This is a genomic window from uncultured Algoriphagus sp., assembly GCF_963974365.1.
GTDB lineage: Bacteria > Bacteroidota > Bacteroidia > Cytophagales > Cyclobacteriaceae > Algoriphagus.
This window is the reverse complement of sequence record NZ_CAXBBX010000014.1, coordinates 31,545-48,433: the sequence shown is the minus strand read 5'-3', so window position 1 is coordinate 48,433 and position 16,889 is coordinate 31,545. Positions and strand designations below refer to the sequence as shown.

General features: G+C 40.8%; 4 protein-coding genes. All 4 read right to left on the bottom strand.

The genetic code is table 11. From position 1 onward, the window contains the following. Positions 1 to 120: 120 nt before the first annotated feature. The 4 genes from AACZ87_RS18255 to AACZ87_RS18240 all read right to left on the bottom strand — a co-directional run bounded on the left by AACZ87_RS18255 (position 121) and on the right by AACZ87_RS18240 (position 16,877). Entirely contained in the window at positions 121 to 822 is a 702-nt protein-coding gene (locus AACZ87_RS18255; RefSeq protein ID WP_339869281.1) for a hypothetical protein, read from the bottom strand. Then, positions 779 to 8,857 carry an RHS repeat-associated core domain-containing protein gene (locus AACZ87_RS18250; RefSeq protein ID WP_339869279.1) on the bottom strand — a complete coding sequence of 2,693 codons (8,079 nt, stop codon included), beginning with the start codon at positions 8,855 to 8,857 and terminating at the stop codon, positions 779 to 781. The genes AACZ87_RS18255 and AACZ87_RS18250 overlap by 44 nt, the downstream gene beginning before the upstream one ends. A gap of 5 nt (positions 8,858 to 8,862) precedes the next feature. Further along, on the bottom strand, positions 8,863 to 11,970 hold the full coding sequence (locus tag AACZ87_RS18245; RefSeq protein WP_339869278.1) for a PKD domain-containing protein: 3,108 nt from the start codon (positions 11,968 to 11,970) through the stop codon (positions 8,863 to 8,865). A gap of 110 nt (positions 11,971 to 12,080) precedes the next feature. Continuing rightward, positions 12,081 to 16,877 carry a hypothetical protein gene (locus AACZ87_RS18240; protein ID WP_339869277.1) on the bottom strand — a complete coding sequence of 1,599 codons (4,797 nt, stop codon included), beginning with the start codon at positions 16,875 to 16,877 and terminating at the stop codon, positions 12,081 to 12,083. Between the last annotated feature and the right edge of the window lie 12 nt (positions 16,878 to 16,889).

Here is a 16,889-nt window from a genome sequence, read left to right as displayed (position 1 = left end):
GACTCACCTTTCCCTACACGATTATCCAGTCAAAGTACGATTCAAAAATGCCTTTGCATTTCCGTAGGCCAAGATCAATAAACTTAGATAATGTTTTTTTGTACCGAATTTAAAAATTCCTTACAGATCGGGTTCAGATGAGATTAATTGATCGACCCAAGGAATAATTGGCTGCTTATCCAAATCAAAATCATACATAAAAAGAGACACTCCTTTACTATAATCAATATTTAGAATAAGAGGTGCAGAATCAAAATAATGGGCCGATTGGGTAATATCAACTACTTCCAATGGGTTGACATAAAAAGCCAAACTTACAAAGCCATCTCCAGACACAATTCTTTTATAAGAATATCCATTACCAATTACAGAGTCAAATACATCTTCTTCAACACAAGAATTTTTTTTCAAATTAAAATAACTATCCAAATCACTTTGATAAATTAAATACTCAGTTACAACACATGCCTTTGGGCTATAAGGAACATATAAAATACTATCATTTCTTTCTCCCCAGTAGCCAAGTAATTCCTTTGACTTTGATTTTAAATAAAACAACTTATAACAAGTATTATTTATTAAAGAGTCTCTTTCGAAAATCTTTGCAAATTCAAAATCTTTTTTATCTGAGAATCCAATTCGAAAATCATCAACCTCATTAAATAAATCGGACGAACATTCAAAATATTTATTATCTCTATTATTATTCAATAAATCTAAGACCGAACTAGTAGTTTTTGTGACAGGAGAGGTACAAGAACATATAAGAACACATGCACTAATTAGAATCTTTTTTGCGAATTTTCTTTTTTGCGTTATCATATCTGGTCTCTATTTTCCCCATTTTACTGTTAGGAGGTGTAGTTTCTGGTGAATAATAAGGGTTTAAACCATTAGCATAAGGCTCACTCCCAAAATTCTCAAGATGGTCTGTTTTAAAGTCTGAATCATTCAACTTCTTTAAATGTTGATAGGCCTCATGTAAAAGAGTTAATTCCTGTTGCTCTTCTGATCTACCTCTATTTAACACAACAATACTAATTTGTATTCCATTATCAATCTTTTCCTTAATTACATTGAAATTAAGTCCTGCATCTTCGAAAAACTTTTTATCTCTATTTATTTTGGGACTATGGAATTTCCTTTTATCACCCGTGTCATACTCTGTTATATCTTGAACCATTTTTTGAACATCTTTAGGTCTAAGAGTAGCGCCATTCGATCTTGAAGATACTGAATAAGGGAAAATTTTATTCCTTACAAAATAAGTGTGCACTTTTTCTCGTAATTCCTTCTTGCTTATTGGACCTGCGACCTCCCTTACCAAAACATCATCTGAATTCAATATTTGGATAAAATTTGTTATAAATGGCGCTGTTTCCTTGGTAGCAATCAACTTTTCCAATCCATCTAAATCAATACTTCTAATTACATCATTCTCTGCAAAAGCATAGGTACTATTCCATGGAAACTCACGTGCCAACGGATCCACACTTAAAAACTTCGCAACTTTCGGATTATAGATCCTGAAGCCATAGTCGTAGGTGTTTCCTCCTCCTCCCATGCCGGGACTATCCTGTTCCTTGCCGTTAAACCCATATCTATATCCGGCACTCTCCGTCCTGCCAGCCATCTCCATTCCAAACGGATAATAGTCCGAACGTGAGATCACATCAGTCCAGGTGTTCTGGCTGTCCATATGGATGCGGTCAGAGACTACAGTAAGCACGTTCCCAAGATGGTTAGATAGCTCATATTGTTTATACCCTACCGTCCTGTATCCAGGCTTGGAAGCATAGGCCAGATTCCCCAATCGGTACGAACCATAAATCGGGCGCTCAGATAGGGTATCTGCCTGATACACTGCCATCACATTTCCTGATGCGTCTCGGACGTATCTAGTGATAGCCGTTCCCTGCTTTTTCTCTACCCGGTTGCCACTTGCATCGTAGCGGAACTCTATCGGAGAACCGGAAGACTTGGTTACTTTCCTGACTTTACCAGATGGAGTCCATTCAATATTGGTGATTCCATCGCCTACGTCTTTGGTCAGGTTGCCTATCTGATCGTAGGTATAGTTATCCCCCTGCGAAGAGGCCGTCTGCCTCAGCTTGTTCGAATTCGCATAGTAGCCATAGGTCAGGTTATCCTGCAAGGCTGCTGCTGCATTTCTTCTTTGTAAAGTTAGCAGATTTCCGTTCGCATCATACGTGTAGGTAGCATCGTAAGCCTTCGCAGTGGATGCAGTTCTGCTGGTAAAGCTGGTCGTGTATTCTCTTAAGCTTCTTGCCTGTACGATCCTGTGCAGCTGGTCATACTTATACACCATAGCCTGCATGTCGTATTGATCCTGGGAACCTGCCAGTTCGGTATTCATCCAGCTAATATTGCCGTTATATACACCTGTGTTGCTGTTAAGCGTTGAGGTTCTGGTCCAAAGCGCATCCCGGGTGTCCGTGAGAACAGTTCCTGCGGTGATCGGCGAATAATCCCCACTGAAATACCCCAGCGCAAAGGCCATCGCATCCTTGCCTGTACGCATCGTACCAGTTCCATCCCCTCCCGGGTCTCCTCCTCCTGGCATGTTCACTCCTTTCAGCCAGCCCTGAAGCGTATAGTAGTAATCCAAACCCTGTACCTTATGCTCTCCCAGTTCCACCCTGGCCAGCGGGCCATGGGGGTAATAATAATAGGTCGCATCAGTAGACCAGATATATCCGTCCGTACTGGTCTGCACCGTTTCTATTCTGTTATCCGCATCATAGGTATAGTGGTGGATCAGTTGCTCCGCCGTACCCGGCTGGTAAAACACATAATTCACATTGCCGCTGATCTGGTCATACTTATACGAGGTGATCTTATGGGCAAGACCTGGGATCTGCTGGAGCAGGCTCTTCACATTCCCGTGAGGATCATAGCTGTAGGCGGTCAGCAGGGTATCGGCCTTGCCTTTCTCCAAGTGAGCAGTGTAGCTCACCCTATTCCGCAAGTGTTCCTGGGTGAATTTCAGATGCAAACCGGTCTTGGGCGAATCATATCCCGTAATCGTGATATCCTGACAGCTATAAGCCGGTCTTTGCGGGAAATCCAATTCACTGAATTTCTCCTTCAGAGTGGCAATCGATTCTGTCGTTACCAGCTCCCCTGTTTCGGTGACTCTTCCCAAACGGTCATATTTACTGTAGCTGTAGGCATTGGCTGCTGCTTGCTTCGCATTCTGGGAAAGTCTGAGTTGGCCAATGGCATTATACCAAAACTGGGAAATCCCTCCATCCGGACTGGACTGCCAAATCAGTTGGTTTTTGCTGTTATAGCGGTATTTAGTAGGCAATTCGTGGGCTGGATTGACTGCAGTTCCAGCTTTTACTTGATTCACTTGGCTAGTCGTCAAAGGTTTTACCCCTTTCGGAGGAACGGTCTGCACCAGACTACCGGCCTGATCATAGTAGTACAGGGTGTAGTGATACTCCTTGTTGGTCACTGTCATGTTTAGAGTTTCCGTCGCATCATCCAGACAAGTGGTGGTGGCAGATCTATAGTAGGATTCCAGCCAGGTATTTTCCAGTTTTTCTACAGCAGCCTCCTGGATTTTCACTCGTAAGGTATCCCGCTCAGCCACACAACGCTCCACCACATCTTCCCAGTCGGGGATATAGGTGACAGAATTCAACCACGGGTTGAAAGCTGGGTCAAGCTGGTAAGAGGTACAGACTGTTCGGACAACACCAGGGACGATGTCAATTCTTACTCCAGGACCATTTAGAGAAGCACCGGGAAAATCAGGGTTCGTTACATTTAAATAATAAATCCCTTCACAAGGGGAAGAACAATCAGTTTGGTTATAAGGGCATGAAATGTGTAATTCTGGCTCTATTTCAGTTGGATCTGAAACAGCTGCGCCATTTTTCCACCATCTATACACATTTGGGGATCCTTGGTAGTTGCCTACATCTCCGGTAATTTCTATTGGCTCTCCTGCTATAAAAATCAAAGAATCCATTTCTCCGGGGAGATTTTGGGGAGCATATTGAAAATAGTTACTAGCATTTTCCTCTGCTTCAACTAGATTTTCAAAGAAATAATTATTATAGCGTAATGTTAAGTTTGAAATATTAAAATCGAAAATGCATGATGGTATATCCCCATATAATTTATTGCCATGAAGCAATAAATTAGTCAGGTTAACAAGATTACATATAGAAGAAGGAATGCTCCCTTTGATTTGATTGTCATTAAGGGTAAGTGATCTTAAGTTTATAAGATTTCCTATATTTTTCGGAATGTATCCAGATAGCTCGTTCTCGCCTAGCTCTAAATTATATAAGTTTGTTAAACTAGTGATTGAAGTCGGAATTTCACCGCCAAAGTTATTCCTATAGGCAAAGAATGTATCCAAACTGAGAAGTTGACCAATACTATAGGGTATTATTCCGGAAAACTGGTTATCCTGTATCCAAATTCTCTCCAACTTATTTAGGTTGCCGAGCGATGAAGGCAACGGTCCTGTAAACTGGTTTTGGTTTAGGAACAGGGACTTCAATTCTGTTAAATCACTAAAATTATTTGGTAAAGGCCCAGAAAATTGATTTGAGTAGATTCTGAGTTCTTCAAGCCTTTTAAGATTAGTAATAGAAGCTGGCAATGAACCTGACAACTGGTTTCCATTGAGGTACAGTCCAAATAGTTTGGAAGCATTACCAATGTTAACTGGTAATTGGCCGGTTAATTGGTTATCGTAGGCACTGAAAAACTCCAGATTCTCAAGATTTGAAATACCAGGTGGAATACTACCTGTTAAGTCATTTACATATAAATGCACACTCTTAAGTGCAGTCATATTTTCGATAGAACTTGGAATAGAACCCGTTAAATGATTAGAATACAGGATCAATTCCACAATCCTATTCAAATTGCCCAAACTTTGCGGCAAATTTCCTAAGGAAGGATTGCGAACAAGCTGTAGATGCTCAAGATAGGTAAGGTTCCCAAAGCTCTCAGGCAGATACCCGTTTAGGTTGTTCTGCCAAAGAATCAACCAAATAACATGGCCATTATCATCTGTATAAACACCATGCCAATTGGAAACATCTTCAATAACTGCTGGATTTGCAGTGCTCCATCCAGAATTGTTTACCCAATTGCTTCCATTGGTCGCCTGATAGAAATCCATTAGAGCCTGATACTCTGCAGCACTAGGAAGATTTGATTGTGCACTGGAATTTGAAATGGACTTCAAAGAATGGCTTGACTGAGCCTTGCTTTGTGGAATATCCGGCATTATACGTTCCAGTTCATCCTCCATTTTCAGCCATAAAAGACTATCCAAAATTTTCTTCTCCTGAATAATCTGTGTGTTCTTTTCTACTAATTCTTTATTAGACTCAGCGCTAGAAGAAAATTCTGTTATTCGGTAAATTCCCGGGGGACTATAACAAACATCCCCAGGCTGAGAAGGAGAAAAAGGAAGCATAATATCCTCCTGAGTTAAACAGCTAAGTGGATTATCAACGGATATTGCGGAAAGACTACATCCTTTTGACTGAAGAATAGAAGCTATTGGACCTAGTAATGGATCATTTAAATCCTCTGTTAGAATCAGGTTGAAATAGTTCCCTTCCCTGTTCTGATTATAATAGTTTTCGAGTGAATTTCTGATTGTCGTCAATTGAGCTTCCGTATAATCTCCTTGACATTCAAGCTGCACCATAGCCAGGGCTTGATCAAGTTCCTGTTCAGACACCGGTGCCATTATTTCCGTCTGGTTTACCCATTGTTCGAGCTCGTTAAGTGTTTTCGGCAGTTCTTTGCCCACAGAAAATTGTGCTTCAAATGCCGGACATGAATATATCTGAGGGATAGTTAACTTCAATTCGTTACTTGCCTGGTTATATAGAGAGTAATACACTTGCCATTTTGCGCTATCCAATGCACTTTGAAGTTCTTGTGAATTTAGTCCTTTACTAAGCAGGTTATAGTATAGTATATGTTTTCCGTTTACGTCTTTAACACCGGAAGCATTCACCCGCATAGAGACATTCTCAGGGTCAATTACCGCAGAAAGTGGCCCATTCAGACCATTGCCAAGAGTGATATTAAAAAGTTTACTAAAAAAGTCATCTGCATATGATGCTCCAATTCCACCCGTACCATAAAAAGGATCTTTATTCAGAAGGGGAATATATCCACCAGCAATAGCTTGGGACATCGTTGAGATCTGTACCAGCTCCAGCTCAAATTTCCTTGACCCCCTGTTACTCTTCATTAATTCATATTTACAGTAATTCGGGTGATTCTGGATGGCTGCTTCCACAGCAGCTGGGTCAGCCGCATCCTCTGGCGAAAGCTGCTCCATCACATCACTTCTTATTTCTGCAAAAGCACCTTCTATTTCTGCTTCAACGACCCCGTCTATCGCTCCTATAATTGCATCCACAGCTTCGGGTGAGGATTCATCACAGATTTCACAGTCCCCCAAACCTTGGCCTGCCGCATTCTCTACAGCCTGCTTTTCCTGCTGGAATGTACTGCTGCTTCGGATTTTCGAAATTATTTCCTCATAAGATTTCTCCTTTACTTTCAGCTCCTTTATGATCCTGTATTCACCCATCTTGGGCAGGCTAACTGAAATAGTAACGGTGCTGAAATCAGTATTTACCTGACAATCCGAAGCTGTAAAGGATTTTTTGAAAATTTCCGCCAGAGGTTCTTCATCACCGGCTATTGTAGGTAAACTTACCATCAATCCATCCGGGTCAACGAGACTCATACTTAAGGTAAACTCGCATTCCTGACAGCCTACCTGATCCAGATCACTTCCAATTCCTGATAATGAATAGGCAAAAGTATATGGAGTGTTTGCTGTGGTATTCACAAAGGAAGCGTCCACCAGTTTGCTACCTCCATTTGTTTTGTTATGTGAAATCAGATCATAAACCACGGATCCCCAGCCTGCAGTCTGTCTAGACGAATACTCAGCTAAGGGAGTTACCAGATTGGGAGGGCTGTCTCCTGCCAGAGCTGTGGCCACAACCTGGCCTTCCTGGTTAATATATTGGATTGAAGCCTGATTATTGGGATCTACGATTACCTCCTTGCGATAGTGGACCGCATCGCCAACATTGGTTCCGAATAAGCGGATTAATTCTTCTGGAAATGCCTGCCCATAAAACTTTCGAGTAGTAAAGTCACCATCTATCCTAAATTTGCTTCCAGGCTGATTTTGTTTTTTTACACGGCCTGTCCCATCAGTTGTATATTCGGTAAACACGGCTCCATAGCCTTGAGCCTGCGGTAAATATGCTTTGTTGATCATCGGCATGGCATTGGTAGAATTATAATATTTGCCCGTGCCATAGCTACCGCTTATTCCATTATTGGTTATTACGCCATTGTCATAGTGGTACTTTTTCTTGGTCTGATCAGTGGATATATGCGGTAGAATCTGAGTTATACTGGTATTGAACCGATTATACTTTGTTCTGAACTTCAGGCTGGTACTAGGATCAGGAGAAGGAAGAAACTGTACCGCTTCCCGTCCCTCGAAATCATACCAAGTCTCTGAAACTAGCGTATTATCCCCTCCGCTCAGGGTGCTTATTTGTTGTCTTGATCTAAGTGTACCATCCAGGTAGTTCACTGTTTTTTTGTATCTGCCTCCCTCGATATAATCAGTCCTAATTTGCCAGTTATAGGCAGTCTGCTGATTTGATATTGCCAAACCTGAATTCGGACCATAATACCACTCCCCCAAAATTTTTTTATCAGGATAGTCAGGATGGTACCCCACCGAGCGTACACGGTAATACAATTTGCCCGTTGGATAAAATATGGGATGTGAATAGCTGTTTGAGGTTAATCTGACACCTACTCCTTCTCTGTGGGCAAAGGCAGCAGCGGCTGTATTGCCGCTATAATTATCGTAGCTGGAAATGAATACCCACTCCAGATCATACTCTCTAAAATCTGCATTAGGAACTGTCCAACTCAACGTTGATATATTACTCGCATATCCAACAGTCAATACGGGTAGTTGGGCGGGATTGAAAGTGTTACCTACTTTCTTGTACAACTTTTCAGTAAGTCGGATTTGAGCATTAGGTACAATTCCTGTCCCGGACTTGGACTGGATCTTGAACTTATAGTCTCCTCCGCAGGAAAGAGCTACGTCATGGAAAACCACTCCTGTCCAGGTGCCCGAGAGTGATGATATAGATAAAGGTTTAGTCCACTTCGTCACCCCATTATCCAAAAAACTAAGCTGAAGATCTGCTTTCCAATCTTCTTCGGTGTTAAAATCTCCCAGGTCATAACTCAGTTCAAACCCTACATAATACTGTCCGGTCAGACAGGGAGGTGTCTGGAATACATCAAAGGTATTACCTGTAGAAAAACTATTCCATGGAAGTACATGCTCGATCGGCAAATAAGATGAAATTCCACCAGGGGTAATTAGTAGCTCTGCAGGAATAAAACTTTTGTTGTCAGGAATTTTAATGCTCAATTCTCGGGTGGTGGGAGAAAACAAAGTCCCCTTTTTGGTCTTAATACGATAGGTATAGGTACTTCCGACTGTCAATCCTGTATTGGTATAAGTACTTGATGTACCTGAAACTGTCGTCAGCTGGGCAAAACTCCCGCTATTAACCTTTCTTTCTATTATAAACGAATCTGCAGATTCTCCTGAATAGGTCCAGGTTAGCTTCACCGAATTATGAGAAGCCAATCCCGCTTGGAAAGATGTGGGGGAAGTAATTGCCAAAGGTTCAGTCTTACCCACAAAACCTGTTTCAAAAACCAATGCAAACAGGGCCAATCCAATCAGTTTGGCTTTTCTAAAACATCCTTTTAAACTTTCCATAAAAATCAATTGGTTTTTAAAAATTGTTCTACTTCGGTAATGGTCACTATTCCTGATTCTGTTTCCTTTTTAAGCAACCTTAGACTTCCTTCCTCGTCATAGAAGTAGATCGTTGCATAATTATCCTCGTCCAGAATTGAGGAAAGCCGTAACGTCGTAGGGTCATACACAAAAGATTTCATCATGGCATCGGATGGCATTATCCTCACATCATCTATCCACATTGCCGCACTTGTTCCCTTCGAGAATTTGGTCTTAATGCGCTTGGTACCGGTAGGTACAATAAAGTCTCCTTCAACTTTTCTCCACTTCTCAATGGAATTTGGAGCCGGATGGAATTTAATGGAAGAAATTGCTGTACCCGCCCCGTTTTCAAATATCAGTTCAACAAACTGGTTTGGATCTGAGATTACGGATGTTACTGATTGGCCATTGGAAACCCAACTTGAGAAAGAATATTTCTTAGCAGGCTGAAGACTTAAAAGGTCCTGTGTTATGGACTCGGTAGGATTCACCACCTTCATACTTGTCTTACCCGTATGTGCAAATTGGGAGTCAAACAATAGCGTTTCAGGACTATCAAGACCTACTGTAAATAAGCCTAGACTATACCCCCTACCTTCAGCTATAGTAAGGTCTGTAAACGGGATTACTAAAATTGTTAGCTCAGGATTTCCCGGATAGGGTTGCATACAAAAAACTTCCAACCGGATTATTGGTTTGGAGCCTGAAAAATTAATAAAAGGAAAAAGTATAATGGATGTAAAATCAGCTATTTCCTCCATAGGAGCCTCAACAACAGCTAGAAACCTACTAACTCCAATTACTTCAACAGACTTAAATTTACTAGTTACAGAATGGGAAATCCTCCAGTTACCTATTACCCCAGCATTGGTATCTTCGAAATCTGTGAAAAGAATTTCACTTTGTCTCGCATTCGAAGCATTGGCTATCACATTGGAACCTTTGTAACCATACAAATTTGAGCTGTAAATCCCCAGAACATCTACTGATTCATCGCCAAACCCTTCTTCACTGTATGAATTTGTTTTATTGGCCAACACCCAGCCATTATCAATATCCTGATCTGGGTTTGTGTACGAAAATCCCTTTAAGGAATATGTCCCATCTTGGGATAAGTCAGGTTGTGAGGAGTAAGATCTCCCTCCATCATAAAAATAGGATGAAAGAGGATTCCAAACACCTGATTTTCCATTTTGAAAATTGTTTAGATCTGCTAAGTCTGTATTCTTAAAGTTCTTAGCCCAATCTTCTGCATAGGTTTGGACACTGGAATTAATCACCTGACCACTTGTAGGGACAATTACTTCTCTTGTTACCGTTTCCAAATCATTTTCAGAGATTGTGGCTGCCTGAAAATTTATCGATCTGGTATTTGACAATTCAAATAGAATGGTATTTCCGCATTTAAAATTTACTTTCAGAGTAACTGGGTACGTTCCATTTGCCGCATAAACATTGACTGGGGTTTTGTCTGTTGAACTATTTCCATCCCCGAATGTCCACTCATAGGATAAGGGTGTACAGCCTTCAATTAAGTTTAGATCAGGCTCAAAACCTGCCGCACAAAAAAGGTTATATGCATCAAACGCTACTGTACCCAAAGATGCTGTATTTTTAGTGAGGACATGGTTTTTGCTCCTTAATGTAAGCAATGGTGCATCACTGTGGGTAATGGTATAAAAATATGTCCCATAGTCAGGATCTGTCAAAAAAGGCGTGGTGTATCTATAATTGGATCTTGGAGAGCTATCTTGCATAAGAACTTCATTTCCATTGACTAGCTTGTACCATTTATATCTTGCATTGGGAAACGGCACACTGAATTCCCTGTCTACTTCAGCAACAAAATCAAAAGCGAATCCTATTCTTTCGGAAGAGTTTTTCGCTACATCGACTAACCCTTGAGGCGCATAGGTAAACGTACTTCCGGAAAATGACTTATACACACTCACAAAGTCGTAAAAGGAAAAATTACAGTTTGATATATCCACCAAACCACTTACTGCACTTACTTTTTCAGGCAATTTACCTGTCAAATTGGAGTTGTTGTTTGTTCTGAATTCCAGTTTATAAGAACCCTCCCCCATCAATCCCGAAGGTAGCTCTCCGGAAAAATTATTATAAGCGATATTAAACGTGTTAAGTGATTTTTGATTTCCAAACCATCCTGGAATTTCTCCAGACAAGCCACTACCATAAGCTACGAAGGCTTTAAGTTCTGTAAAAACAGTAGCTCCGTTTGGAATACTTCCTGTAAACTGATTTTCGTAAAGTGATAATTCCTCCAAATGAGGAGTACTCAATAAAGTAGCAGGAATGGCTCCACTAAGATTATTATCACCCAATTGGAGAATCCGCAGAGAAGACATCTGGTTAATTTGTGAAAAAATAGCACCCGCCAATTCATTACCTGTTAGATAGAGTACGCTTAGTGAGGTGAGATATCTGAGGGAGGAGGGAATACCTCCCGACAAGTTCGAATAGGTTAACAAGAGCGCCTGAAGCTGGGAGAGATTACCTAACTGTGTAGGAATACTTCCTCCTAATAGCGGATTATTGGAAATATTCAAATACAAGATATTGGTAAGAGAACCAATCTGATAAGGAATTCCATTTCTAAAATCATTATTACTCAAAATTAACTGATTTAGCCCTGTCAAAGTACCAAGTGTAGTCGGTATGGATCCTGTCAGGTTGTTTCCATCCACATTGAGCGTTTTAAGATAAGTCAAACCACTAATAGCCGTTGAAAGAGTGCCCACTAAATTATTATTTGACAAATTCAACTCAACCACATGGCCTGCAGCATCTACGGTGATGCCATACCAGCCACTAACATCGGGAGGAGAACCGGCTGTGGTCCAACCTACTTTGTTTGACCAACCAACCCCTCCTGAACTGTTGTAGATAGCTTTAAGCGCATTGAATTCAGCTAAAGAAACAGCAGGGCTAGACATAACGGAATACTGCCCCCCCGACATCGCGGATTGAGATGATTTATTTTCTGAAGAGACTGCTAACTGAGGATCTATAATCTGGAAGGAAGAACCAAACCGGGACTCAATCTCCACTTTGGTTCTTTGCTTCATTTCCAACTTAAGCTGTTTAAAGCCCTGATCAGTAGTGTCCACTCCCGATTGCCCGAAATTATTTTGTATGATTACTATAAATAGCAACAATACTAGGTAGCTCTTTTTCATTATGGTATGGTGCGTGGAATGGGAATCAACTCGCCTCTTGACAGGGTTAAGGTGGAGCCATTTTCGGGTTTCTCAAGCCCTGTAATTGTTCGGCTAATTGGAGATAACACATTTCTGTTTCCCGAACGGTAAACTTTTGCCTCCAGATTACCATAGGTACTTAAATCAGTATCGGCAGTAAACAAGACATGCTCTCCATTGACTTTTCCCTGATAGATTGCTTTAGCCAGTGGGATTTTTAAATGGTCCGTATTTGTATATAAAAGTAGTTCGTCACCCTTCTTCAGATAAATTAGGTTAGTTCTTACAACACTAAACACGAACTCGTCAGATGTATCCTTATGCTTGCCTAGATTAGGAATGGTAAACTTATATCCGCTGTTTTCTTTTGATGCCCCCATACCTTTATAAATATGGTAAGCAGGTACAGAAAGAGAATAAACCGATGCTTCAAAATTGTTATTTACTTTCTGGAGCACAGGCACTCCAGTCAACGCATCCCATCTTAAAGTCTCTGATAGAATTTTAGATCCGAGATTGGAAGATTCAACTGACTCAAGAAAACCCTGTTGAAAAATGATTTTATTGGTTACAACAGTCCTGAGCTTATTCTGAACTCTCCCGACATTTGGGTAAACAGAAGGGATAGGGAAAACAAAAATGAAATCCGCATTATAAGTAGCCCCTCCAGTGTAAGCTACATCCACTATTTCCCTGGCATCCACAATAAAATCAGCCTGATATCCAAAATATTCATTTTTGTCTCCAGGTCGCTGTTCGGATAATTGCGAATACACATTGCCACCCCTGGTTGAAAACAGACTGTTGACACGCCCAATTTTCTTTCTGTCTTCTACTCCTACATCTGACTTATAGTTATATCTGGTCCAAGAAATGGGTTCTGCATTTATTGTCCCGGCATTACCTTGCGCATACAATTCCTCAGACTTAAGTTTTCCATGCATGTCATTTAAAATGATCCCGTAGCCCTGACTTGCCACAAAATTATTTTCCTGCACTTTTAGAAATGGGTTAGGAAACAAAGCGATATTGATTTTCTCCTTTTTCAATGCTGTTTCCAGTGGAATCACAGGAAAATCACGTGCTGTATAAAACTCCATTTTTTTCATACCGGTAGTTCCATACGTAGCATTACTTCCTTCAGGGATTACGAGTCCTTGTAAGATTTCATATCCCGCTTTCTTTGCAGAGGGGAGACTTAAAATCTTAACCTCTGAATATCCAACAGAAGGAGAAGGGTATAAACTTTCATTTACTGGATATTCAAAATAAAGATTGGCATTGCTTCTCAATTTTCTAAGTTCCTTGTATTGTTTGGATTTTCTCAGCGTATTCTCCTCTCCCCCAACGAAAGGTTCAAAGGTGCTCACTCCGCTACTGATCTGCTTCCCATTCTCAATTTTAGAATAATCGTAGACCTGCCCATAGGTTCCTTCAACATCATGTTGCCAGCCGTCATCGATCGTAATTTGCCGGACACGATGACCACCCCCTATTTTATTCAGGTCTGCATTAAAAAGGCGCACTCCTGATTTTTTGAGGTTGATTTCCTGTCCCCAATTATTGTTTTTACAATAATCATTGAAGCCCTCGATTGTCTGTCTGATGGACCCTACAATCCCTGATAATCCCTTGATTAAATTAATCTTTTCCTTTGCTGAATTTGCCTGTGAAAAGCTTTTGGTCATATTTGCTACCCAAGGCTGGTCCAGTTCAATATGCTTCCAGGCCATTGCTGCAAAGGGATGCACTCCATCGATTTTTTCAAGCTCAAATTCTCCATAAACATAATTTCCAGAACCATCCTTTACCAAAGTCATCGGTGCGTTCAAATTTATCCCGAGATACCCCTCAATCAATTCGAAGTCATTTCCCTGAGGTTTACGAAGGTTGATATCCAGTTTCACAAACACTTCTTTGGTATCCATATCCAGATACTTGATTACCTCAGACTTTTGATCCGCAGACGATAAAGTCCCACTGATTGGCTGATCCAGTTTGAATTTAACTTTGGGAGCGGAGGTGGAAGGATTAAATCCATACACCAGTTTCTCTCCCCGTTCAGTTGCTGTAAATTCCATTTTCGCCATAGAACTTGCCTGCTGATTTTGAACAAAAGCATACCTATCTGCTTCATAATCCACTTTAATCATTCCTTTGGTGGGAAGCGTTATAGCTGAAAGATTCCAGGCACTTGCATACTGGTCTTGTAAACTTTCATTTTCAGTCCGTTGATCCACATAGGGCCAGTCCACATTTGATTCACCATTAGTCAATTTCGGCTTATAGTTACCCCATCTGTCTTTGGAATACTGCGAGTAAGATGGGTTGAAAGATGAATAAGTGAAAGTGTATGGGTTTTGGCTGCCCTGTGTCCCCGCACCGTTTTCTATGGCCACGGATTTTAATGTCAATTTTCCAACATCCCCTACCGCATTTGGAAGGTCACCACAAAGGCTGTTATCATAGGTAAACTTTACTTTCTTAATAGGTTGGGATTCCGTAGAAAATCGGGTAAACAATTTTATCTCCTGAAGACTCTTCAATCCCAATCCCGCTGTGGGATTAGCACTATTTTGAAACCGATCTACAGCCCCCCTTGCATCTACTCTATCATTGGAATTATATACAAACTTGGCAATATGGGTTTTAGTTTCTGCCTGTTTGAGGAAATAAACCTCTTTTTCTCCATAGGTAAAGGCACCTTGGTTATCTCGAGGATCAATAGCAAAACCTTTTAAATAGTGGGCCCCTAAGTAAGGATCACGCCATTTGTACTTGTTAGTCTCATCTGTGATTTTTTGATATGAGAACTTGACCCAATACCCCAGATCATCACTGCTCACTCCATCTGCTGCAACATCAACATAATTAGGTCCCTGTATGGAAGTCAATAAATAACTATAAGCATAAGCAGGAATCTCTGTTTTCTTGTAATATTTTTTTGTTCCATCTATTTTATAGTTAATAGCACCATTCTTCATATTCAAATCTATTTCAGATTCAGCACTCTGACCGGTTGAAAAATTATATTCCTCCTGCACCAAATTATATACAGGCAGACCAAAAATATACCGAAGTCCATTTTGATCGGTGATTATATATCCTGCAATATGGTGGTCAGGAAAATTACCTCTGTCCAGAGGAACGAGGTTATTGTTCCTATCAAAATATTCAATATTTAGTTCCGGGATTAAACTGAGATTGTTCTTAAGAATGTCAGCATTAATCAGTGGCAATACTTCTCTTTGTGTTTCCACATCCATTTTTTCACCGAATGGAAGCGAAGCATTTGGTGAATATCCCTGTTTGGAATTATTCATCTGAATTTTTGTCCCGCTTTTCAGAATTCCCACATTGACAGCTTCCATTCCTCCGGTTTTATCAAAAAGCGATTGGGAAAAATTGTTCCGATCACCAACAAAACTATAGTCCACAGGAGCAACTTCTGCCGATTCCTCAATTTCACTAAAGAAAAATCCTTTTAAAAACTCTGCTCCCGATGCCCAAAACCCAGATTTATTTTCAGCATAACTTGGAGTGGCATTAAGACCGACATGCTTTCCGCCAACTTCCGCCCCTGCCGAAAGCCCTATTGATTGTGATTTGGTGGTACTTTCCGGCATCACACCAAAATCATTTCTATATCCTCTGAAAGTCCCTCCAATTCCAGCTGCAGAAACGCTGAACAGGTCATAAGTATGATGCGGGATAGCAAGATTCGGAGAGAAAGAATTGATCATCCCGTCCTTTTCCCTATTTAAGTCTATGAGGTATTCACTGTTTGGATCTACTTTGTGGAAGTTGGCATATCCATAGGCAGGTGTTGCTATCCGAATACCATCATTCTTAAACCCACTCTCGTTGTAGTAACCTGTAATTTCACCATTCGGAAAAGTCCCTATTACCCCTACTCCCAGTTTAACCGTAGCAGCAAAACTTTTGTGTAGCATCGGGAAAGGATTCTGGGGGAAATAGGAAAGATGGGCAAAAGATATTGGCATACTGGATGATGAATGGATCATTTCTCCGGTAGCTTTTGATTTTGCCATTGGAACGCTGGAAGTTAGTCCGATTGAACTTAAACCAGACCTAGAATTATAAACTCCATTCATCCCAGATTGAAATGATTCAGATCCATAGGAGAAACCTGCACCTACTGAACCACCTGAATTTGAATCAAAATCCAGCCCTAGGTTTGCCCCTACTTGTGATGATTTTATTACACCTGAAAGGCCCAAATCCGCAGAAATTGAATAACCAGGACCATTCATGTTATTGTTATACACTCCGATACCTATTGTGGGTTTCAAAGCGCCATCAGTCACTTTATCTATAGGAAACCCAACAACTTCAAGTCCTAATCCGGCCTGCACTCCAACCGTTACACTAGGTAACATACTCACAGTATTGTGGACCAAGTCTCCGGCAAATTCATCTGGGTAGCCTCTCAGTTGCCTGTTAATTGCTCCAGATGACAAGGTCCAACCTAAACCAACCCATGATGCTTCATCATCCATTCCAGAACCGGCTGCATAAGACAAGTTGAAAGGGTAGCCTCCATTAGGTCCCGGCAATTCAAACAATGGAATATTATAAGAAAAATCACCTGTAAAAGGATCAACCATCTCATTGGTTCCAATAGAAGAAAAACCACTAAATTCAGGTGCGGATGGCCCCGATGTCAAAGCAAAAACTTGCGTCGACCCCATCGGGATGAGAAAGGTCAGCAACAAAAATAAGGCAATACTTTTCCTTCGTTTATATAAAAACATAACTAGCTTGAT